We start from the raw sequence: 21,969 nt of genomic DNA on the forward strand, positions 1-21,969 counted from the left end.
AGGCTACTCATAAGGTGAAGGCTTTGAAGCATACGCTGGTCTAGTCTTACTGCGTCACAAACGATGATCTGTGTAGTAGTCGAACTTGATCGCACAACAAGGACATCTCGACAGCGTTCGGACGAGCCCATGTTCGAGCCGCCGTCGCATCGTCGCGATCGAGTTTGGAATGTGACGTTGGGTCCGCAGCGGCAGATCCGCGGGGTCTGTAATCTGCGGGAACGCGAGCGAGCGGGATCGGCCGGGCGCGCCGCGCGCCTGAGGGGGGAATCGTCTCCCGCTCGGAGATCAGGAATCCGTAGGCCGCAATGCACATCGTTGCGTGATGATGAAAGCCGCGCCAGCCGCGTCCCTCGAAGTGGCCGAGCCCGACCTCCTGCTTGAGGTCCTGATAGTCGCGTTCGATGCGCCAGCGCAATTTAGCCGTCTCAACGAGCGTCCGGAATGCCACATCCTCCGGCAATGTCGAGAGCCAGTATTTGGTAGGCTGGTCCTCGCCTTTCGGCCATTCGATCAGCAACCATTCCTCCAATCGCCGGGTGGTTTGCCAATAATCACGATGCGCGGCACGAACCCGCACGCGGGCAAAGCGCGAGGTCAGCTTTTCGTTCGTTCCTTGCCGCCACGTGATGGTGCGCCAAGCTTGGGCCGGCAGGCCGATCGCGAGCGCCTTGACGGCGGCTGGCTGATGCTGACGGTTGCGGCGCATCAGTTTCGGTGGACGGCCGCGGCCCGACCATGGCTTCGGCGGCAAGGGACCGGTGCCGGGCGCCCATACCGTCGTGCTCGACAGAAGACCCGCCACATAAGTCAACCCCAGCGCCGTGATCTCGGTGCGCAGGTCGCTGTTGTTGCCATAGCCCGCGTCCATCAGCACGACACCGCGCGGAAGGCCGCCCGCACAGGCCCACCGCAACTGCTCCAGCGCGATCTCCGGCTTGGTCTGGAAGCCGACTTCGGCAGGAATGCCCACCTTGCGCCGTCGATCGCGGTCCTCAGTCCATTCCTTCGGAAGATAAAGGCGGTAAGCGACAGGCAGGCTGGCGTGGTGGTTGGCAATCGACAGCGACACCGCCACCTAGCAATTATCCTGCTTGCCGAGCTGCCCGCAATATTGCCGTGCAACTCCAACCGAATGTCGCCCCTGCTTGGGAAATCCGGTGTCGTCGATGATCCAGGCTTCGATAGGGCCCTGGCGTTCAATCGCCGGCAGGACCATCTCGCGCACCTTGCCCAGCACCTTCTCATCCGACCAGGCGCCGCTGCCGACGAAATGCAGCAGCGATTGATGCTGGGCCGCCGTCCGCTCCGGAGCCGTCACCGCCGCCATCGGCTCCACGCTCTTGCGACCGCCACAGGCCATCAGGCCGACGCAATAGTCGCGCAGCGGCGCCTTCCGATCAGCATGACCGATGACACTGGCAAGCCCTTCCAAATATGCCGCAAATCGCTTCTCGCTCGTCTTGGTGCCTCGCCCGCTCATGTCGGCCTCATCGGCTAATGGTCCATGCTGCAACCATCGCTGATTCTGGCCGGCTAGAGCCTGCGGTTTTGTGACTCAGTCAGACTAGGGGACGATGCAGACAAAGGCGGGGCTTCAGGAACACGCATTCGCGGGGCAAGATGAGTGGTGCCCAATGAGCCAAACAGCTTCAAGATGAGTACGACTGCGAGGAAACTTGGCGGCGCGGCCGCTAGCGTCGGGTCCGCCTCGCCCGGTTTGCTGTCAAAGGAATGAGTGGACTAACCGATGTTTGGTTTTAGGAAAGCGGAGCGCGCGGAGAGCCAGAAATTGAAGGAGCGGCAAAGAGAACTTCGAACTCTGCTCCTGACGAAGCATGAAAAGAACAGAATGTCAGACAAGGCCAAAACAGCGATTGAATATTGCGAGTATTGCATAAGCGAGTACGAAGAGTGGTTTGAAATCAACGAAAGAAAATGGTTCCGGTGGCAGAAGGTGGCGATCATTAGTGGGGTGATTGCTACTCTTGTTGCGACAATCACAGTGCCCGCAGAATGGACCAAATCATACCCTGAGTTGGACTACTTCGGATGGATTCGCGGTATCCCGGCTGCAATTGCGACCGTTGCAACTGCGTTCCTCAGTAGTTTTATGTACCGCGAGGATGCAGTAAGGCACGAGCTAACCGTAAATGCACTTTGGAATGAGCTGGCAAAGTTTGTCTGTCACGCCAAACCATACGACACGACTAAAGACGATGAAGATACGAGCGCCTTCACGAACGAGATCTGTCGATTGGTCGAGACAGAGGTCACCAGTTGGGGCGCTCTAGTCCGAGGATCGCGGGACTCGGATAACCACCCGGAAAACGCGAATAATGCTGATGGTTAAATAAACGCGGCTTTTGCATTGCATCCCACCCACTCGTTTGCTTTAACCGGTTCGTCGCCTATGGGGGCTGCGGGTTTTCCAATGTGAAAGCCTTTGGCCCATCTTGGACCATCTCAACCGCGTGCTCGAACGCTGGCGAGAAGTGGAAAGCTACGATTCAATTGACGATCAGTGGAGGCGACCTAGTCTAGTGGCTCTGCACAGTGATTTTGACGGGTTGCGTCTGGCAGTCAGACAAGTTCCGGCAGGTGTTTCGGATCAACGAGGGAGCTCAATGCTGCGGGGAGTCGTTGGCTGCCTGTTGATGAGGCCGGCCCGTTCCAGCGTCATCACCATCTGATCAATCGAAGGCGGACTGACGCGGAAATATTACCCGCATGTCGGTTTCCGCCGGGGGGCTGCGGAGCGCTTCCTTCTCCGTCTGGTACTTCTTCACTGTCGCCCTGTTCTCCTCGAGTAGGCACTTCCAGACTTGGCCAATGAGGATGTGGCGCTCGGTCGCAATGTTGTCTACCAAGGCATTATGGGCGGCAATTGAGACATTTGCGGCCACGATCCTCGTGATAACCGGCTCCACCAGCTCTGCAAGGGGTTCTAGCGTCGCGGGCGAGCTTGGCTCGCGCTTCTTGGCTTCGAGACTGCGCTTGTTCAGTTCGATGCGGGCGGCCAACCGATCAATGTCTGCGCGCAGAAGCTCACTGTCCAGGTGACGGCTATCCACCGCGACAATTTCTTTGAGTTTCTTCAAGGTCGTCTCTGTGATGACCTCGTAAGTCTCAAGCGCGGCGACGATGGCCGCCATGTCGTTGAGATAAGTTTCGTCGAAATAGGCTTTCAGCCGCGCAGCAAGCTCGATCTCGACCTCCTGCTGACAGAAGGGGCACTGAGAACCGTGGCCGAGATAAGGCAAGCCCTGCTTGACCCAGTCGCTGTTGCCAAGTCGTCGAATCAAAGCGGCGACATCGACATCCTCCTTACCGACTACTTGCTTCGCGAGCACGGGCACCGCTTCGACCGCCAGGAGATCGGTCGCGTCGATGAGGGGAATGACCGTGTGGCGCTCGAGCCCCTCTTCGAAAAGCGTCGTAGCCTTGCGCTTCAGCTCGCCGATGGTCACGAGCTCCGCTGTATTGGCAGCCAGCTCCGCCAGCACCTTGTCGCAGAACTTCGCCTGAGAGTTCCGAACACCGGTGAAGGCGTCCTTGAAATGGGGATCGTGCTTGCCCTTGATCTTCCAGCAATCAGCTTCGAACTGGGTACGCAGCGTTCGTAGCCCTCCTCGCTTACCGGACGAAGCGTCCGCCGGTCCTAGTGTGCCGTTCAACTGCGCAATATCGTCTTCAAGCGCCTTAACTCCGCCTTTGGCGTTATCGATCTTGTCGAGCGTGTCGCTTGCCGCCTCGCCCAGCGTGAAAATCCCGGGAAGCTGCTGCGCGAAGTTGCGCGCGACAAAGTCGCTGTTGTAGACACGAGACACGAGCATCCGGCCCTTTTCCCACGTCAAGGCGCAGGAGGCATACGCGCTAGGATCGTTAATGACGCGAGAGATCGTTGTCTTGCCCGCTCCGTTGCTGCCAAAAATGAAATTGATCGGCTTCAGCGCAGCGAGTTTCTCGCCTTCGCTCGAATACGTTGCGCAACCCGCAATTTTGATTTCCTGAAGCACTGATCCTCCGGAGCTTGTTGCTCATACCCTCGCCGCGTCTTTCCCATCCCGATAGCGCTGTCCTTTTTTCCGGATTTGGCGCGCCGGCTCGATCTTTGGTGCTGGGAGCTGGAGAAGCGCAACCGCTCTGTCGTTTTCGACCTAAGCACAGACCGACCGCCCCATGGCCTTCGAATCCCGGAATACAATCCCGCAATACGTGTTGTGCCGGACAGTACTTTTACGGTTGTTAGGGCGCTGATTGGCACCGTGCGACTCAGGTTGGCAAACGTTGTTAGCCGATTTTCATACGGTGAGCGACCAACCCGATGCGATCTCCGCCCGCCTCCCGCTGAGTCATGGCGCGTGTTATCCAGGCTTCGATGTGGTCAATGATAAAGCGAGCTTGCCGCCTGCTCTGGCGGAGCGCAGAAGTTGTCTCGCGCATGGAAAAGAAGAAACGTCCACCCTCAAGCTGGCGATCGCCACTTCATTCTATTCGGCAGTCTTCCGGTCCGGCATTTCTGCGCGCATTAAGATCGACGTGATGGCACGCGCTGCGAGATGCACGACCAAATTAGGGGACACCTGCAAGGACGATCAGGATGAGAATTGAGCTATTCGAACGGGCGATTGCACGAGCCGAACAAAGACAGTGGGCGCCTCGTATGATGTCACGAAACCGGTATGATCTGGTGTTATCGCACCCTTTCGCATCCGTGGTCTTTCAAGGCAAGTCTGCTCCGGTTGGTTTGAGCGCCCACGCTAGCAAGCGTGGCGCCTTATTCGCCGGCAGCGTGACAAACACGACATCATCGGAATCATCGTCAAAGTGGCGCCCAGTGTTTACCTGCCGCCCGCACGGAAGCTGGATGAGCGAGCATGCGCGTACGAAATTCTTGATGCCGCTGCTTTGGCATGCCCGCTCTTTCAACGACCGCCAAGCCGATGGTGCAACCACGCCGGGAGTTGTTCCTAAACCAGGGAAGGTCTGCTTACCTGAGTCGGAATGACGCGCTCGCGTGCGATTCCCAGCGCGAGTCGACCGTGCTTCAATGCATCGTCCATATACGCACTGCTCGCTGCTATCACGCCGGTGCGGATAGGGGTAGTGCGCGAAGGAATTCGGCGCTGCTCGCCACTACTGTCTCCAATAGCGCCTAACGCGGGAGTGGTAGCAATGCTTAGATCGTTGAACATAGTCGTCGCTATAGCAGTGGCCCTCGTGGGATCGTTGCCGTTTGCTGCATCTGGTCAAACACCGACAGTACGTGGTGCTCCCATTGTCTCTAGTCCAGCCGTTCCTAATGGAGCGAAAGTTGAAAGTTTCCGTTCACGCCTCCAGGACCAGCAAAAGACGCTCGAATCATATGGGGCAACGATATCCGGGTTGGTCGATCGTCTTAAAGCAGCGTCCGGCACAACTGTAGAAAGCCGAATTTCTGAGGTCCGCAGTTTGAGGGATGCCCTGGTTCAATTGGGCGTCCAATTACAGCCAGACGCGCCGCTATCCCAAAGCATCGACCAATATCAGAGCTGGATTTCGGCCCAGATGGGACGTGTTAACAATCAGCGTTCCACGCTTGGACCGGAATTCGTCCAAGAGCTTATGCGCCGGTACCAGCAATATCAACAGGAGGTTACGCGTGCGCGCGAGTCGGTTAGCAGCCACTCGAATGCGATTGATCACGCACTGAAGGAACTCACAACAGCGGAGCTGCGCGCAGCGGAAATGTTGATGGCTGAAGATGCCGCTGCGGCGATCAAAGAGCTTCTCGGAGTGTTGGACAGCGTCGGTCAGACGATCGAGGACATTCGCAGCAATCTGCGAAAGCTCGGCAATGCCGGCGCGTGAGTGATGGCGAGAACTTTCTCCGTCGCTTGGCGAGCGACGGAGGTCACCACTGGTAGGGAGGTTACTGTGCGCGTAGGACTCATATGCCTGATAGCAGTGATCGTTTGTGTTACAGCAGTCGGCGCGGTCCCAAAGCTCGCCGACGAAGGGATACCCCCACGGACGCGCGACCAGAAGGCCCAGACCGAAACCGTGATCACTCGTCCAATCGTACCGCCGGATGAATTAATTGATCAGACACCTGACGGCAGTCTCGTGATCGAACTCTATCAATTGGTCCGCAACATCGGAGATGTGGAAGCAGTAAACGAGCACGTCAAGGCACAGGTCAACAAGGCGCAGTCTGTTGCCGCCGACGTTGCGCGTTTGCACGACAGCATCCTGAAATCGTGCGACGGCTCAGATTCGCCGAAAATTGAAGTTATCGCGCTCAAGGCTCGTGCCTTCTCAGCCATTCTTGCTCGAGTCGATGGCGAACTCACAAAGGCGTTGGCCGCGACGAGGCAGATAGTTGAAGCCGAGAGACCTAGCTCGATCAAGGCGAAGGAGGATATAAACCGATTTGTACTCGCAGCGCATGAACTCGGTCGTCTGCGCGTGCAGGCGACCGAGATTGCTAAGGCCCTTGAGGGTCTCAGCGTCAGCATTCGTACAACACTAACCTCGTGCACCGCGACCCCGGTGGCTCCGCTGTTCGCTATGCGCGATGTGCTTCCCCTTGGAGGTCAGGCGCGGCAATCTCCTTTCGTGAAGCAGAAGCGCGCGACTAAACCTGCGACCATGCTGAACCGCCATTCGCTTAGGCAACAACCGCTATAACCCCGCCACAGGTCACGGCTCCCGTTGAAGGCGGGGCGAACGGTCTTCCCGATCCGTGGCGCTCGCCATTGGATGCTGCAGGGTCGGTTGGTTCGCCCTTACCACAGTGTTTGTTGCTTGAGCGGCTTGCTGGCTTCGGCCTCATCTCTTGCCGCCTCGCCACTCGCTTTGGTGCTTGCGTTATCGATCGCTTTCTTCAGCTCAAGCAGTATATTTTTAATGCAGTCCATGGACCTTTCGAGCGCAGTAAATCTGCGGTTCGCGTACCACGCCCCAGCTATTAGCGCGCAAAGGATGCCGAGGACGTACTCCCACCCAATATGAAATGTTATTCCATCCATATACGCCCGTAGGGTAGGTCCGAAAACCGATCCGCTAAAGACTGGTGAATGTGCGGACGAGGCACAACTCCGGGCCTCGCCGCGCTGGACATAGCAGGCGATCGTTAGTGCTATGAACGATGCTGGCGGCAGCCGCAAAGGCATAACTGAGCATAGACACGTCAGTCCGACGGTCTCCGACGTGCTTGAAGATGGCACTATCGTTGAACTGGTCTATAGGCCAGAGCATCGCGCCACGCTGCTCGCGACGTCAGTTGCGGGACGCTGGACCTTGGCCACGCACGTGGACGTCCCTGGTGGGCACCAGTTGGTCCCGTTTTCGCCCAACAACAATCTGATCAAGAACGAAGTTGTTCTGCTGCCCGCCGAGCCGCGCATCTACGGAACCGAGCAACAGCTTCTCTCAGAGGTCATGGATTTCATCCACCGCTACGCCGACCTTAGCCCGACGTTTGAGCAGGTCGCCAGTTATTATGTTCTGCTGAGCTGGGTGTACGATGCATTCAATGATTTGCCGTACCTACGTCTTCGCGGCGATTTCGGCACGGGGAAGACGCGGTCGCTCCTGACGATCGGTTCGCTCTGCTATAAGCCGTTCTTCGCAAGCGGCGCCTCGACGGTCTCGCCGATTTTCCACACGCTGAACGCGTTTCGGGGAACACTCATCTTCGACGAGGCCGACTTTCGCTTCAGCGACGAGCGTTCGGAGATCGTCAAAATCCTCAACAACGGCAATATGCGCGGCATGCCGGTCCTGCGCACCGTCATGAATCGCCAGCGTGAGTTCAACCCGCAAGCTTTCCATGTCTTTGGACCAAAAATCGTTGCAACGAGAGGACGCTACGAGGACAGAGCACTGGAAAGCCGCTTCATCACGGAGGAGACCGGCGCGCGGCCGCTACGCAACGACATTCCCATCAACCTCCCGCCGACCTTCAAAGACGAGGCGCGTGAGTTGCGCAACAAGCTGTTACTGTATCGCTTTCGAAGACGGCACGAGATTAAGCTCAACCCGGCTCTCGCCGATCCCAAATTGGAGCCGCGTCTCAACCAAATCATGCTGCCGCTGCTGAGCGTCGTCAGTGATCCACGACTGCGGACCGAACTCAGGAATGCCGCAGAGCATGCCCAGAACTCGATCATCGCCGAGCGCGGCCTTCTGATGGAGGCCCAAGTCTTGGAAATTCTTGTTGACCTGATGTTGTCTACCAGTAGGCAGGTCGTTCCCGTCGCTGACGTCACAATGGGTATCATCGATCGCTACGGGCCCGAGTATGACCGACCGATCAGCAACCGGTGGATCGGAAGCGTCCTGCGTACCAAGCTGAACCTCCGGACCTACAAGTCCCACGGAGTGTACGTCGTTCCTATGACCGAGAGAGGAAAAGTGGAGATGTTGTGCCGGAGATATGGAGTGAATGTTGTCACCGATGCGCCGCCGACAGAGCGGAAAGGGGACGAGGGGACTTCCGAGAAGTTCTAGAGGCACCTCGAAGCTGAACGTATAAGCGAGCGAAAACCAACATCCGGCGCGCCGTGTCGTTCTTCGACATCCCCAAGTCCCCATCTCCACAAGATTTTCATCCGGGACCAGGCATCATCTGAAGGCACGATAGATATAATGGAGGGGCGCAGTTTGTTACATTTGAGTGCCACGTGGGCACTTTTTCACGTCTCGAACGAAACTGTGTTCCGGACGACCATAGCGTGCGTGCCTGTCATCTTGCTGGCCGGCTGCACGACCTATGCGTCACCGTCATCAATCATACCTTCGTCCGTATCGCCGACGCTGGGGGCTTACCCAGCAGGAGCTGGCATTCTTAATCGGCGCAAAGAGCAGAACCGCTGTCTCACGAATTGAAGGCTCAAAGCGCAAGCCAAGCCTCGATGCGGTGTTCATTTGCGTGATGATCTTCAATACGCCCCCATTGGAGCTGTTTCCGGGCCTCATGTCAGAGCTACAGGAGGCCTTCCTTCGGCGTGCCAGCGAACTCTATGAAGCGCTTCAGGGCGATCCGTCCAAGGCAACGCGCCTGAAGCTTGATTTCCTTGAACGGCTGCTGGAGCGAGTAGAAGGGAAGCGCATCGATGCAACCATATGACGAACGACAGCCGGTCCGCACTCGTCCTCTCCATCTATCTAAACACGCGCGGCTTTGCGTTCGTCGTGTTCGAAGGCCACGCATCACCGTTCGATTGGGGTATACGCGAGACGCGCGGCCCTCGAAAGGGCAACGGATGCCTTCTGCGTATCTCCCAAATCATCGATCGATACGCTCCCGATGTGCTCGTCATCCAAGATACCTCCGAGCAGGGTACGCGACGAGCGCGATGGATCAGCAAGCTCAACGGCTTGATCGCCGAACTCGCGAAAGATCGAGACATTCCACTCTTTGCATATTCGCGCGATCAAGTCCGAAACACGTTTGAGTTTTGCCCGAACAAGCAAGGCCTCGCCGAGGTAATCGCGAAGCACATTCCGGCTTTCGAGCAATACGTCCCGCCGCCCCGCAAACCGTGGATGAGCGAGGATCGCCGAATGGGTCTGTTCGATGCAGCAGCGCTGGCGCTCGTATTCTTTCAGTCGGCCGACAACGGGTAATGGAGTGTGGAAAGTGAAGACCTCGCGCAATCCGTGCATTTTCTCCTTGCATTTCGACTAAAAGAGCATCAACTTAAAACAGGCGCAATTGAGCGCCTAACAGCTGCCCACAAAACGGCGACGCACCGAACTCTCCGTTTCTTTTAACTGGCAGCGTCGATGCCATCGGCAGGCACAGAGAGCAAACGCCAAGAACTAGTTTAGATCGGCAAGCCCACTGGAGTGAGCTTAGAGCCGCACGCGAACGGTCATGCTTTCAACGCAGTCGGCGAGCGGCACAATTCATTTAGGGAAGCTGCGATGCGCGCGATTTTTTTTTGCGCTTGTTATCCTCTTTCCATACGGGCGAGTGTCAGTTTCACCTCTGCTCAGCAGGGTGCTTGGTGCGAGGGCAACTGCAACGCGCTCTGCAACAAAATCTGGGGCAGCGCCGAAGCTGCAAACTGCTTTTGCGCAGATCCCTTGCTCAAATTACGCCGGCAAAGCTTGTGCACTCGCTGCAGTCGTAGATGCGCGATACATCACCTATTGCCACAACAACAAGGGGAAAGGGACATGTCGCTGAAAGAAAGCGACGCCAGCCGCCAGTGGACTTCATTCAGCGAACTCTCTCCCCGCTTCGAGCAATTGAAATACACAGCACGCCGTTGCGGTACATGCGCGTTATGATTCAATAGCCTTATGTCCGTCGCACGCTTGGCAATTGTTCTTCAGGGGGCGTTTCTCCTCGTCATGTTCGTCCAAACCTATATACAGTGGTCTCGCGCGACTACTGATCAGGGCACTCTGAGACCAATCTCTGCGACTGTGCGCCTTATTGCCACGCCCGCGTCTGGCACCGCACCGCTCGTGGTGACGTTTACGGGAGCAGCTGACAAGATGCATTTGCTGAACTTCGGTGACGGCACCATGCCTAGCGGGTCCATGCCGCTCCACGAATGCGCCCCTCCTGATCGTCCCGACTTGAATTGGCAGCCAGTCGCGCTCAGTCAAAGCCATAGGTACGCCCGGCCGGGTACATACAGGGCAACACTCCAGGATGACTGTAACGGAGAGGCGACCGTGACCATCGTCGTTCGCTAGCTGGTTTTCTGCCCGCGCGGCAGTCAGCTAGATCTGAACCGATAGGGTAGTCCGATATCGGACTCAGCTTTGTAGGGGCAGCAAATGAGCCAGGAAATTTGGACGTGGACGACGAACGGAAATATTACCTTTGCAAATACATACGATAGAACGGGCGACACAACTGTCGACTCACCTTACATAACCAGTATTGACTTGGCAGAGTCGGCCATCGGAGCCCTTTGGACTGCGCCCAACCCAATCACCCTCACCCTGCACTTTGTTAGTGATACCAGTGGCAACACAAAAATTGCTTCCAATGAGGCCTATTCTTTTATACCGGTCCGCTATTCGGATTTAGGAAGTAAACTTCCTTCGTGGGATACACTCCCCCCCGATCCCACCTCCGGCGGCTTCTTCTACTTGCCCGAATCCTACGCGCGAATGCTTGGACTGAGTACCACGCCCCCAGCGGGCGCGTTCGACGCCACGATCAAGTTGAACACAGCCTTTCGAGGGCTGGACGAAGTCGTCGCGATTGAGCACGAAATCACTGAGGGTGCCATGGGGCGCATCGGCGGCCTAGGGAAACTGGTGTTCGAGCGTGTCAACGTTGTTGAACAGATTCCTCTTTGGGGTGTCCCGGATTTGTTCCGTTACGGCTCCAACGGCGTGTACGATAAGCAAGCCGAGCACACGGCGTACTTTTCGGATAACGGCGGCAGCACAACTTCCTACAGCACAACTCCACGTCTTGCATTTTTCGCCGGAAATAGCATCGACGATACTGCCGATTTTGATGCGTTTGATGTGTTCGGATTCAATGGCACATATACCTTCTCTCAGACCGACAAGGAGATAATGGACGCCCTCGGCTGGGAACCAATACTGCCTGAGTTAGAAATCACAACCAACAGTCTGAGACCTCTGAGCGCGACTGTGCACATAGGTGACACCATATCTCTGTCAGCGACCGTCACAAATTACGGAGCCACCCCGGCAGGTGCGTTTAAGACCCAGTTCTACCTCTCCACAAAAGCTACCTTCGATTCGAGCGCAATCGCGATAGGCGACCCGATCTCGACGACATCGCTTGCAGCAGGAGCGACGATCACTCTGAATGAAATGGCCAAGGTGCCGAGTATAGCGGCGGGAACTGATTACCTGTTCGCCGTGCCAGACTACCTCAATCAAATAACACAGCTAAACAGCAACAACGTTTCCCATTCGATCCCCATCAAAGTGGTCCCAAATGTCATCAACACATTGGCCGATCTTGAAGCCGTCAGGAATGACCTTTCCGGCCATTACATTCTCGGCGCAAACATTGACGCGACAGGATTGAACATTGCGCCTATTGGTTCCACTACCAACCCATTCACCGGCACTTTCGACGGGAATGGTCATACGATCAACGGACTCCATATAGTTGGGAATGGCATTTACGTCGGCCTGTTTGCGGAAGTTGGAGCCGGCGGAAAGATATCGAACCTTGGGCTGACAAACCTCTCCGTCTCCGCTCCGCGCGGATATGACGTCGGTGGCTTGGCCGGACGCAACCTCGGAACAATAGAGAATAGCTATACGACTGGTACGATCAGCGGCACCGCTGGAAATTTCGTTGCTGGACTAAACGGCATCGCTATCGGCGGCGTCGCAGGCTGGAATTTTGGGACGATCAAGGACTCGTATTCGTCTGCAAGTATCACGAGTGCAAGCACGATTTTTGTCGATCTGGGCGGTCTCGCCGGAGGCAACTCCGGCCTGATCGACCATTCGCATGCCAATGGAGCGATCATTGGGCACAGCGGGGCTTACGGCTCGGGTCTCGTTGAGATCGGTGGCTTAGTCGGCTCGCTCGGCTTTGCTACTGCCGGCGGCACAATTCTGCACTCCTACGCGACTGGTTCCGTAATCAGTGACGGCTCAAACACCGCGGCGGGCGGCCTCGTGGGCACGTCCGTAAGCAGCAGCACCATCTTCCAATCCTACGCGACCGGATCGGTGATCACGGGCGGTCCCAGCTGGGACGGTGGACTCGTGGGGATCTTGTTTAACGGCACCATTTCTCAATCCTTCGCAAAAGGATCAGTGACGGTCGGCAATGGCGGGGATGCGGGCGGCTTCGTCGGACAGATGAATGCGGGCACGATATTCGAATCGTACGCAAAGGGCGCTGCGACTGGTGCGAGCAGCACCGACGTAGGTGGCCTCGTCGCGCATTCCTATGGCGGCTTTATCAGTCAGTCTTATGCGACCGGGAAGATTACTGGCGGCTCCTTTTCTATTAAGGGCGGTCTCGCCGCAGAGAACCATGCTGTCACCGCCAGCTCTTACTGGGACTCCCAAAGCACTGGACAAATGACGAGCTCAGGCGGCACCCCTCTGTCGAGTCTCTTTCTGAGACTGGGGATCCTACCAGTTGGTTTCGATCCAGCAGTATGGAGCGAAAATATCCTTAGTGCCGGTGGTTATCCTTATCTACGCTCGATTCCATTCTCGAGTGTGATCGGCGGAAAACTTGCTGGAGCTATCGTATTCGCGGATGACAACGGCAACGGCACTCTTGATCCAGATGAATCCTTAGCCATCAGCGATGACCAAGGAAGTTTTGAGCCAATCGGAGGCACCGGGCCGCTGATCGCATATGGCGGTACGGACACTTTCACTGGGCTCTCCTTTAAGGGAATACTTGAGGCTACATCGGGTTCGACGAAGATTAGCCCTCTCTCGACTCTGGTGACCTCACTCCAGAACGAAGGCGTTTCAAACGCGGAGGCGCAAGTTCTCACCGCGCTCTCAATCAATCCCGCTGTAGACATAACGACCTTCGATCCAATTACAGAGCTCCTCGTCAATAACGCCGACGCCGCACAGATCTATTCAAAGAATGCGGAGATTATGAACAGCGTCGCGGCGATCACATCAGCGCTCACGAATACGGGTCCGATCGCTCAGAACTCGGTCCAAGTATTTGATGCGCTGGCAGCCATCATCAATAATCACGGTTCTGCACCGGTTGATTTGTCTGATCCGACACTTGTTGCTCAGATCCTAACGGCCGCTGCGCTCGCATTGAATGCGACAATCGATCCAGAAATTGTGTCAACTGCAGCGGCCGTGCTAGCAGCAAGCAACTCGATCATCGAGCGGGACGCCTCACGCTTAATCGGCCAAGACTTGTTGGATGCGGTGAGCGACGTCGAGCGCCTCGGCCAAGGCGCACTATCAGACGCACTCCAGAAGGCTGCGGCAGATCCGAGCCTCGTTGACGCTATCGTGAACGCGTTCACCGGCTCTAACCTCGACAATGCGCTTGCTCCACAATCTTCGGGCGCAAACCATGCGCCGTGGCTTGCCACAGACAAGGCGGCCTTCCATGCGATTGCCGAAATTGCAGGGACCACCGGCAGTAACGTTCTCGACACGGCCAATGGAAAGCTTCTATTTACCGATCAGGACGTTGCAGACACACACTACGTTAGTGCGGCTCTGGATCCATCGTCACCAACGTGGATGGCGCCCGACGGCACCGTGTTCGCGACCGCGCTCCTCCCGAAGGATACGTACGATACCCTCGTCCACGCACTTCAAGCCACGTTAGTTAGCGACAGCACGAACGGAGCTATCGGCGAGATATCGTGGAATTTCGCCGGCGCAGATCATTTTTTCGACTTCCTGGGAACGGGCGAGTCGTTGCGGGCGACATACAATATCGCGGTCACCGACAATCAGGGCAGCACGGGCCTAGAGCCTGTTACGGTCCTCATAAACAGCAGCAACGACAGCCCGCTTGCTGTTCCTGATAGCAACGGTATAGCTAAAGGCTCAGTGCTCTCTGTATCTGCGTTGGCTGGTCTGCTCGCGAATGACAGCGATCCAGATGTGCACGATCACCTGACCGTTAGCGGGGTGGGGGGAAACGCCGCAAGTGTTGGTCACGCGATCTCTGGCACGTACGGTTCGCTCACGCTGAACGCGGACGGGAGTTACCTGTACAGTGCAAATAAGGGCGCGCTGCCGGCGCAGTTTGTTGCCCAAGATACTTTCGCATATTCGATCAGCGATGGTCATGGAGGTACTGCGAGTTCGACGCTGAGCATTGTCGTCTCAAATCCGGGCGTGGCCTATCAGTCCGGCACGAACACGAGCCTCAAAGGCTTCGCCGACACCAAAAACGTCCTCGACGGCTCAGGAGGGAATGACGTCCTAACCGGCAACAACGATAAGGACGTCCTAATTGGAGGAAACGGTGACGTCCTCACGGGAGGCACGGGACCGGATACGTTTGTGTTCCGCCCCGCGTTTGGGACAAACACGATCACCGATTTTAATGTGATCAACGACGTACTTCAGTTCGACAAATCTATATTCTCCAGCGCCGTTGATCTCCTGGCTCATACAACGAATACAATCTCAGGCGCGGCGATAAACGATGGACATGGGGACACAGTCACACTCAGTGGGGTAACACTCGTCCAGCTACAGGCGCACCAGAATGACTTTCACTTCGTTTAGCGCGGTCATTCTTCAGCCCGCATGCATAGAGTCAGGCCGCCATGCCAGCTGTCGTCGCGTGACAGTGTGACAACCTATAGCGAGCGCACTTTCGAATCGCACGCCAGATTAGGGGACTCGGTGCCGCGCTCGACCAGGGGAATGCATCGAAGTGCCTGAGCGCGGACCCCATCGGGGCCGATCCAGATGCCGGATAGAATGAACACGCGGTCAACCGACGTATCCGGAGAGAGTTTCGATGAGCAAACGGCGAGATATCGGACAAATGTTGGCGAGCACGACGTTGAACTTTGGGAATGTGATCGGCTTGTGGCTGTATTTCATCGACGGCAACTATAGGCAGCCGATCGTCCCAAACAAATCGGTGATCTTGCCTCAGCGGGACTAAGTTAGAATACTGGGCGATCGTCCGCCCGCGTTACGCTCTTGAGGAGTATCGATCTCTTGCAACGCAAAAGCCTACGCTGGGCACTTATGTTCTTTCATTTTTCGACGACCGATCCATGACGAAAAACCTTCTAAATCATTGTTCGATAAATCATCTCTTGATGAGGCGTTTTTGCGTATTCGGCGATTAGTCTGACCACGCTCGATGACGGACAACTCCGCCGGACAATGGAGTGTGGAAAGTGAAAGACTCGCGTAAAACGCGCATTTTTTCCTTGCGTACCAACGAAAAAAAGTGTCAGATGGGCCATGTGCAATTGAGCACCTGACAGCTGCCCACAAAACGGCGACGCACACCGAGATCTCCGTTTCTTTAACTGGCAGCGTCGATGCCATCGGCAGGCACCTCAGAGAAGCCTAAATAGCAATTTGATGCGCTTGCTCACGAGAGCATGATGCCACGCGGCCGGCAGCTCGTTCGCCGGTTATTGGATATAAGTTTATTATGAGAGGAAGTCTATTATGCGCAACATTGCACGCTGGCACTTGTGACTCCGACTTCAACGCAGCATGGGGATTGGTGTGAAGCCGATTGCAGAGCCCTCAGCACGACCTGGGAAAAGGACGTGCCGTTGATACGGCGCCGTGGGATAGGTTGAACCCCACACCAGCTGTGCGGACCCTTGGTAGCCCTATTTCGCGCTCCTTGACCGCAGACTTTCCGGATAAGCGGCGTGAGACCCCGCTGCAGCGGTCCATTGAGTTTACGCGGTGGACGAGGCTGTGGTCGCGTTCCAGCTTCCACTTGCCGTTGGGCCGCCCGCCCTTGGCCGTCTCAGCGACCTCGGCAAACGTCGGGGCACGCGTGAGAGACGCGACGTCCTCAATGGTCGCACAGATTATTGCGAACTAATTTTTCATACTCGTTTTGAGTCAAGCATCATGACGATATCTAGTAAGCCGAGAATGAGCCGCGCAGCGAAGAAACATTCTCGCCGTCCGGCAACAAAACCCGCGGCGTCCATGGGCGAGAAATTGCCTCAACAGATAGGAGACGCTGTTCTTCGAACGCTTAACGCTGACTCCGACCTTTCAGAGGATGCACTGCATCATCACTCACTTACGAAGGAGACGATGCAGTGGTCTCCTTTCGTTCCCAGCTGGAAACCCTGGCGACGAAGCTGTCATTTAACGAACGTCATGCCGCCGACGTAACGAAACTGTTCCGTCATGCCGACGTGAGCGAAGACGCTGCGGCGCCAGGCGCACTTGCGACATTAACAAGCATGTCAAGACCTACTTGCATCAGAGGGGGGCGCGAGGATCATTTTGCGCAGGCAAGTCAATGAAAAACAACCGCTCTTCCCAGGCGGCCCCTAGGTTTGTTGCAGGAGCAACGTCTCACTTAACTCTCGAAGGAGGCCTTAACGTACGCACACGACGAGGGCCGCCCGATTGACGCATGCGCGCGGGTCTCGAGAGCGCTATGATGGCGTTGGGTGAAGATCAGGCGGCCCGCTGATCGGAGGGCTCTGCAGCCTGGCGCAGAAGCTTCCATTCCCAGGGCAGCAGTTCGTGCAGACGCGAAGTGGGAAGATCGGCGATACGGGTGAGGACGTCGGCAAGCCAGGCCTTTGGATCGACGTCATTGAGACGACACGTCGTGATCATCGTCAGCATGATGGCGGCACGGTTGGCCCCACGCTGGCTGCCGGCGAAGGTCCAGTTGCGCCGTCCCAAGGCGATGCCTCTCAATGCGCGTTCAGCGCAATTGTTGGTCAAGCAGATCCTGCCGTCGTCGAGGAAGCGGGCGAAGCCCTCCCAGCGCCTGAGCATGTAGTTGATCGGCTTCAGGACCTCGGACGAGCGCGAGAGGGTTTCGCGCTCGCGCAGCAGCCAGGCGTGCATGTCGTCGAGAAGCGGCTTGCTCTGTTCCTGGCGGACGGCGCGCCGGTCGTCAGCGTCACAGCCGTTGATGGCGCGCTCGATCTCGAACAACGCGTCCAGCCGCTTGACCGCCTCCAGTGCGATCGGGGAGACCGGTTTACCCTTCTTGCCCTCCCGAGCATTTTTCTCGATGTCAGCCAGCTCGAAGAAGCCTCGCCGGGCATGGGCAAAGCAATACGCCGGCGTAATTGGTAGTGTCTTCTTCTGCGGATCGAACAGCGGCTCGAAGCCGTTGTAGCAATCGGCTTGCAGGATGCCGGCGAAGGCGGCCAGATGCTTCTGGGGATGCTCGCCTCGTCGGTCACCCGAGGCGTAATAGACCGCCGCAGGCGGCGCAGGCCCGGCAAAGGGCCGATCATCCCGTACATACGTCCAGATCCGTCCGGTCGTGCACTTGCCCTTCGCCAGGATCCGGATGGTAGTGTCATCGCCATGAAGGCGCTCGGCAGCGAGCACATGGCGTTCGATCAGGTGGAAGAGCGGCATGACCGCGAAGGTCCCGTGGCCGACCTGGTCCGCCAGCGTCGACAACGACAGGTCGATCCTCTCGCTCTTGAAGCGCGCGCTTTGGCGGTTGAGCGGGATATGCATGCCGAACTTGTCGAACAGGATGGTCGCCAGCAATTGTGGACCGATGAAGCCGCGCGGCGTGGCATGGAACGGCGCAGGCGCCTGACTGATCGTCTCGCAATCGCGGCAGGTGAACTTCTCGCGTACCGTCTCTATGACCTTGAAGCGGCGCGGGATCTCCTCCAGCGTCTTGGTCACATCCTCGCCGACCTTCGCCAGCCGTGATCCACCGCAGCAGGCGCAGGTCGTTGGAGCTTCAACGACGACGCGCTCGTGTTCGATATCGTCTGGCCAAGGCTTGCGCACCGGCCGCTTACGCGTGAAGGGACGGACGTTCTGCGTCTTCGCCGCCGCCGCCTGAGCGGCAAGCTCATCCTCGCTCGCCGTGGTTACGAGTTCCTCGAGCTCCAACTCCAACTGCTCGAGCAGCCGTGCCGAGCGCTCGGATCGCTGCCCGTGCAGTTCGCGCTTGAGCTTCTCGATCCGCAGCTCAAGATGTGCGATCAGCGCTTCGTTGTCCGACAGCTCCGCCCGCGCACTGGCGGCATCCGCGACGGCGACATCGCGCTCAGCCTGCAACATCTCTCGCTCGGCCAGCAGCGCAAGGTAGGCGCTCGCGAGGTCAGAAGGAAGATCGTCCGGCTTCGATGTCATGAAGCCATTGAATCAGATCGAGCAGCAGATTCAAATCGTAAAAGCGGCTATCCGACCCGCGTCGGCCGATGGGTTTCTTGAGGGTTACGCCAATCGATTCCGGACAACAGGTAGCTCATCTGAGCCGGCGAGATCGTCACAGCTTCACCCGCAACCGATGGCCAGACGAACTTTCCTCTCTCGAGTCTCTTGGTGAACAGGCATGCTCCCTGGCCATCGTGCCAGATCACCTTCACAAGATCGCTTCGGCGACCGCGGAAGACGAACAGATGACCGCTGAGCGGGTCCTTGCGCAGCACCTCCTGCACCTGGAGTGCCAACGACGGAAAGCCTCGGCGCATGTCCGTGTAGCCTGTCGCGAGCCACACTCGCGCGCCCGTGGGAACTGGGATCATCGGCGGACCAAAGCATCGAGAACACGACGTAGCGCGTCTCCATCAACGTCGCCATCGACCCGGATGCGGTGCCCGGTACCAAGATCAATCTCGATGATGCCGTGGCTCTTGCGTCGACGCGTCGTCGTCGTCAACGGCGCTTCGGCCACCTCCCGCGGTGGCGCGGACGACCCAATCTCGACCGGAACAAACGGCGCTATGCTCGCTTCGCCGTGCCTGCAAAGCTCCTTGCGCCACCTGAACAGCTGGCTCACATGAAGCCCGGCCACGCGAGCCACCTCGGAAACATTGGCGCCGGGCTCCAGCGACGCTGCAACAAGCCGTTCCTTCTCATCTTGCGACCAGCGGCGCCGCCGCTCGACCGACGTGATCACCTCCGCCCTCGAAATCGTCATAGCGCTTCTCCTAGGATTACCCCTAGGACCTGCAGCGATCGCGTTCGTCAAACAAGGCGGCCCTCAACGGAGGGATACGCCTTAACCATGCCGATTGGTGATGATCTGCTGACCAACTCTGAGCGATCCGTTCTCCATCTCTTTGAGCCGCCGCCCCACTTAATCGAACCCGCCGTCCGCGCCTGTCGCCTATTCAACACGGCGCTGGACATCATCTTTTACGATGTATCTACATTGATGGCGCAGCTCGCAGAGAAGGCCGCGCCAATGCGAACTCATGAGAAAACACTACCCTCCCGGATCGTCCAGTTCGATGCGCTCAGTGATCCTGAAGGCTCGCTCCTGCTCATCGACGCTAATACCGCGCCTTACGTGCACAGATACACCGATGTGGAGCGGTTCTTGGCTTCGGCTCACCCGGAAACGCGCGCGGTGGAGATAGCTACGATCACGGGAGTCGGAAGCTCGGCGCTTGGCAGCGCCGCGTTGGCGTGGGACGTCTCGATCGCACTCGGAAAACCCGTTCTTGCTATCGTTCCGGGCTATGGCATGACAGACGTCATTCTGCAGGGACTTGGGGGCTGGTTTGGCTTCGGCCTTTACGACTATCTGCACGCAAAGAGCCTAATCCAGAACGTCCTCGCCACTGCCGCGCCCCGGACGGCGCGCATCGGCCGCCAACTGGCCGCGTCCACGCCAAATGCGAAGTCCCTTAACGGAGCGCCCGTATTTCGCCACGGCTCCGGTTCCTCGGACGTTCTGCACGCACTCCTCCTGCATCGCGACGCACCGTTCAAGCTTCTGGTTGGGCACAGCAAGGGGGCCCTGCAGATCGGGAATGCAATCAGATCTCTTCCGCCGGAGCGAACACATGAACTCCACGTCGTGACGCTGGGCTGCCCGATCTCGACGGATGTCGAAGGCGTCAACTATTACCAATACCTTGGATTGTTTGACGCTCTGGGACAGCTCAATATGTGGGGACACAGGCCGACCCAATGGCCGCCGACCTGGCACAGCACCAACTTCATGTTGCCACCGGCAATGGCGGCGGGGAAATACGCGGCAGATGTGTTCTCGGCCCGACGGCCCGCTCCGCCCGCGCCTTACTCGGCCGTTTGTCGTGATGCACTGTCTACATAGCAAACTTTTATCTGCCTTTGCCTTGGAAACCCTGGTTGAGTGGTCCTGCGAATGGGTCTCTTCGAGGCTGCGGCACTCGTATTCGAGTTCTTTCGATTAAACGACGATCGATAGCGTCGAAAGCAGAAAAGAATGTGCGTTCACAAGCCAGTTGTCCGCACGTTCTCGCCCGTTTCTCTGGCAATGAACTTTCAATTGAAAACCAAAGGAGACAGTCATGGTGAAGGCGGCGGCTTTCAATCAAGGGAAATTTCCAACTATCGCGTTCATGAATATGGCAACTGAACCACTTGGAGTGGACCTCCGTAAGCTAGTCTCAGCTCTGAATAAACAGATGAAGCGCGATTTCGTGCCAATATGGGGGTATCCAGCAACGCTTTATATCACAGACAAACCGAAGCCAGACGAGTGGCAATTTGTCTTCTTGGATGATGCTGATGCTGCCAACGCACTTGGCTATCATGACCTAACCAAAGATGGTCAGCCTGTATCGAAGGTCTTCGTTAAGACCACTTTGGCCGCCGGACAGAAAGTAAGCGTCACTGCATCTCATGAGCTGCTTGAAATGATGATTGACCCGGGAGCACAGCTCTGGGCGCAGAACAGTGATGGCCTGTTCTACGCGTACGAGATGTGTGACGCAGTGGAAGACGAAGAGTACGTAATCGACGGTATCGCGGTCAGTGATTTCCTCCATCCTTCCTTTTTTGAATCCTGGCACAAGGCTCGGTCGGTCCAGTTTGATTACCTCAAAAAGGTCGATCGTCCGTTTCAGACGTTGCACAATGGCTATCAAATTGTCAGCAACGGCAGATCAACGCGAGAAATATTCGGCTCTATCCCGAAAGAACGACACTTTCGAGACGTTGAGAATCGCAAATTGCATCGTAGCGAGCGTCGGAAGCAGATTGCGCAGCATGCAGAGATGTCACGGAGTGTCCGGTCTAACTCCAATCTGCAGGCCTCTCGTGCGGCTCTACTGCAACACGCCGGACGTTTTTTGGCAGCACTGGGTGCCGTGGCAGAAGATTCTCCTCTAGGTGAGCCCCTTGAATTGGGCCGACGAAACCGCCGCAGCGGCGTGGCAGATCCAATCCCTGGCGACTCATTTGAGTTATAGCTCTCGCGTCTCAATGCTGCCGCCGAGGCGCGGATGCTTAAGAACAAACAGCCCGCGTCGCGGTACTTGCTGCGCGCAGATGGCAGCTTGAGAACCCGCTAGCCAACCCGGATATCTCAAGAAGTTTTCTTGGTGCAAAGCCGAGATACGGCATCGCGTTCAT

General features: G+C 57.1%; 15 protein-coding genes and 1 pseudogene. 10 read left to right on the forward strand and 6 right to left on the reverse strand.

Annotation, left to right across the window (positions count from 1 at the left end; genetic code table 11):
* Positions 1–46: 46 nt before the first annotated feature.
* Positions 47–1,483: pseudogene (locus ACVWZM_RS14705) on the reverse strand (IS701 family transposase).
* 267 nt (positions 1,484–1,750) lie between these two features.
* Here ACVWZM_RS14705 and ACVWZM_RS14710 point away from each other — a divergent pair.
* The gene (locus tag ACVWZM_RS14710) at positions 1,751–2,353 is read left to right on the forward strand and encodes an SLATT domain-containing protein (protein ID WP_456853709.1); all 603 of its coding nucleotides are present in this window, start codon (positions 1,751–1,753) and stop codon (positions 2,351–2,353) included.
* Between the two features lie 340 nt (positions 2,354–2,693).
* Here the strand turns inward: ACVWZM_RS14710 and ACVWZM_RS14715 are convergent, their stop codons facing one another.
* On the reverse strand, positions 2,694–4,019 hold the full coding sequence (locus tag ACVWZM_RS14715; protein ID WP_456853711.1) for an AAA family ATPase: 1,326 nt from the start codon (positions 4,017–4,019) through the stop codon (positions 2,694–2,696).
* A gap of 292 nt (positions 4,020–4,311) precedes the next feature.
* On the opposite strand from ACVWZM_RS14715, the gene ACVWZM_RS14720 reads away from it, so the two are divergent.
* The 3 genes from ACVWZM_RS14720 to ACVWZM_RS14730 all read left to right on the forward strand — a co-directional run bounded on the left by ACVWZM_RS14720 (position 4,312) and on the right by ACVWZM_RS14730 (position 6,672).
* On the forward strand, positions 4,312–4,614 hold the full coding sequence (locus ACVWZM_RS14720) for a hypothetical protein (protein ID WP_456853713.1): 303 nt from the start codon (positions 4,312–4,314) through the stop codon (positions 4,612–4,614).
* Positions 4,615–5,388: 774 nt separating this feature from the next.
* Positions 5,389–5,853: a hypothetical protein gene (locus ACVWZM_RS14725; protein WP_456853715.1), complete on the forward strand. Its 465-nt coding sequence runs from the start codon at positions 5,389–5,391 to the stop codon at positions 5,851–5,853.
* A gap of 66 nt (positions 5,854–5,919) precedes the next feature.
* Positions 5,920–6,672: a hypothetical protein gene (locus tag ACVWZM_RS14730; RefSeq protein WP_456853717.1), complete on the forward strand. Its 753-nt coding sequence runs from the start codon at positions 5,920–5,922 to the stop codon at positions 6,670–6,672.
* A gap of 98 nt (positions 6,673–6,770) precedes the next feature.
* Here ACVWZM_RS14730 and ACVWZM_RS14735 read toward each other — a convergent pair whose 3' ends face one another.
* On the reverse strand, positions 6,771–6,902 hold the full coding sequence (locus tag ACVWZM_RS14735; protein ID WP_456853719.1) for a hypothetical protein: 132 nt from the start codon (positions 6,900–6,902) through the stop codon (positions 6,771–6,773).
* A gap of 223 nt (positions 6,903–7,125) precedes the next feature.
* Here ACVWZM_RS14735 and ACVWZM_RS14740 point away from each other — a divergent pair, with 223 nt between their 5' ends.
* The 4 genes from ACVWZM_RS14740 (at position 7,126) to ACVWZM_RS14755 (ending at position 15,195) form a co-directional block, all read left to right on the forward strand.
* Complete coding sequence (locus ACVWZM_RS14740) at positions 7,126–8,496, forward strand: hypothetical protein (protein ID WP_456853721.1); 1,371 nt, start codon at positions 7,126–7,128, stop codon at positions 8,494–8,496.
* Between the two features lie 262 nt (positions 8,497–8,758).
* Positions 8,759–9,115 carry a helix-turn-helix transcriptional regulator gene (locus ACVWZM_RS14745; RefSeq protein ID WP_456853723.1) on the forward strand — a complete coding sequence of 119 codons (357 nt, stop codon included), beginning with the start codon at positions 8,759–8,761 and terminating at the stop codon, positions 9,113–9,115.
* Positions 9,112–9,615 (forward strand): hypothetical protein, encoded by a 504-nt coding sequence (locus ACVWZM_RS14750; RefSeq protein ID WP_456853724.1) that lies wholly within the window; start codon positions 9,112–9,114, stop codon positions 9,613–9,615. The genes ACVWZM_RS14745 and ACVWZM_RS14750 overlap by 4 nt, the downstream gene beginning before the upstream one ends.
* Before the next feature lie 1,167 nt (positions 9,616–10,782).
* Positions 10,783–15,195 carry a GLUG motif-containing protein gene (locus ACVWZM_RS14755; RefSeq protein WP_456853726.1) on the forward strand — a complete coding sequence of 1,471 codons (4,413 nt, stop codon included), beginning with the start codon at positions 10,783–10,785 and terminating at the stop codon, positions 15,193–15,195.
* A gap of 1,893 nt (positions 15,196–17,088) precedes the next feature.
* On the opposite strand, the gene tnpC is transcribed toward ACVWZM_RS14755, so the two are convergent.
* The 3 genes from tnpC to tnpA are packed head-to-tail and all read right to left on the reverse strand — an operon-like array spanning position 17,089 to position 19,522.
* Complete coding sequence (gene tnpC, locus ACVWZM_RS14760; protein WP_057016788.1) at positions 17,089–18,753, reverse strand: IS66 family transposase; 1,665 nt, start codon at positions 18,751–18,753, stop codon at positions 17,089–17,091.
* 47 nt (positions 18,754–18,800) lie between these two features.
* On the reverse strand, positions 18,801–19,121 hold the full coding sequence (gene tnpB / locus ACVWZM_RS14765; RefSeq protein ID WP_456816592.1) for an IS66 family insertion sequence element accessory protein TnpB: 321 nt from the start codon (positions 19,119–19,121) through the stop codon (positions 18,801–18,803).
* 23 nt (positions 19,122–19,144) lie between these two features.
* Complete coding sequence (gene tnpA / locus ACVWZM_RS14770) at positions 19,145–19,522, reverse strand: IS66-like element accessory protein TnpA (RefSeq protein ID WP_176937120.1); 378 nt, start codon at positions 19,520–19,522, stop codon at positions 19,145–19,147.
* A 108-nt stretch (positions 19,523–19,630) separates the two neighbouring features.
* Here tnpA and ACVWZM_RS14775 point away from each other — a divergent pair, with 108 nt between their 5' ends.
* Positions 19,631–20,686, forward strand: coding sequence for a hypothetical protein (locus ACVWZM_RS14775; RefSeq protein WP_456853728.1), 1,056 nt, complete (start codon positions 19,631–19,633; stop codon positions 20,684–20,686).
* Positions 20,687–20,903: 217 nt separating this feature from the next.
* Complete coding sequence (locus tag ACVWZM_RS14780; protein ID WP_456853729.1) at positions 20,904–21,806, forward strand: hypothetical protein; 903 nt, start codon at positions 20,904–20,906, stop codon at positions 21,804–21,806.
* Positions 21,807–21,969 lie beyond the last annotated feature (163 nt).

This window comes from Bradyrhizobium sp. USDA 4501, from assembly GCF_054062115.1.

Coding starts and splice junctions, on each gene's coding strand:
- ACVWZM_RS14780 (WP_456853729.1), top strand. CDS start 20,904: ATGGTGAAGGCGGCGGCTTTCAATCAAGGGAAATTTCCAACTATCGCG.
- ACVWZM_RS14745 (WP_456853723.1), top strand. CDS start 8,759: ATGCGTCACCGTCATCAATCATACCTTCGTCCGTATCGCCGACGCTGG.
- ACVWZM_RS14755 (WP_456853726.1), top strand. CDS start 10,783: ATGAGCCAGGAAATTTGGACGTGGACGACGAACGGAAATATTACCTTT.
- ACVWZM_RS14775 (WP_456853728.1), top strand. CDS start 19,631: ATGCCGATTGGTGATGATCTGCTGACCAACTCTGAGCGATCCGTTCTC.
- tnpC (WP_057016788.1), bottom strand. CDS start 18,753: ATGACATCGAAGCCGGACGATCTTCCTTCTGACCTCGCGAGCGCCTAC.
- ACVWZM_RS14740 (WP_456853721.1), top strand. CDS start 7,126: ATGAACGATGCTGGCGGCAGCCGCAAAGGCATAACTGAGCATAGACAC.
- ACVWZM_RS14750 (WP_456853724.1), top strand. CDS start 9,112: ATGACGAACGACAGCCGGTCCGCACTCGTCCTCTCCATCTATCTAAAC.
- ACVWZM_RS14735 (WP_456853719.1), bottom strand. CDS start 6,902: ATGGACTGCATTAAAAATATACTGCTTGAGCTGAAGAAAGCGATCGAT.
- ACVWZM_RS14710 (WP_456853709.1), top strand. CDS start 1,751: ATGTTTGGTTTTAGGAAAGCGGAGCGCGCGGAGAGCCAGAAATTGAAG.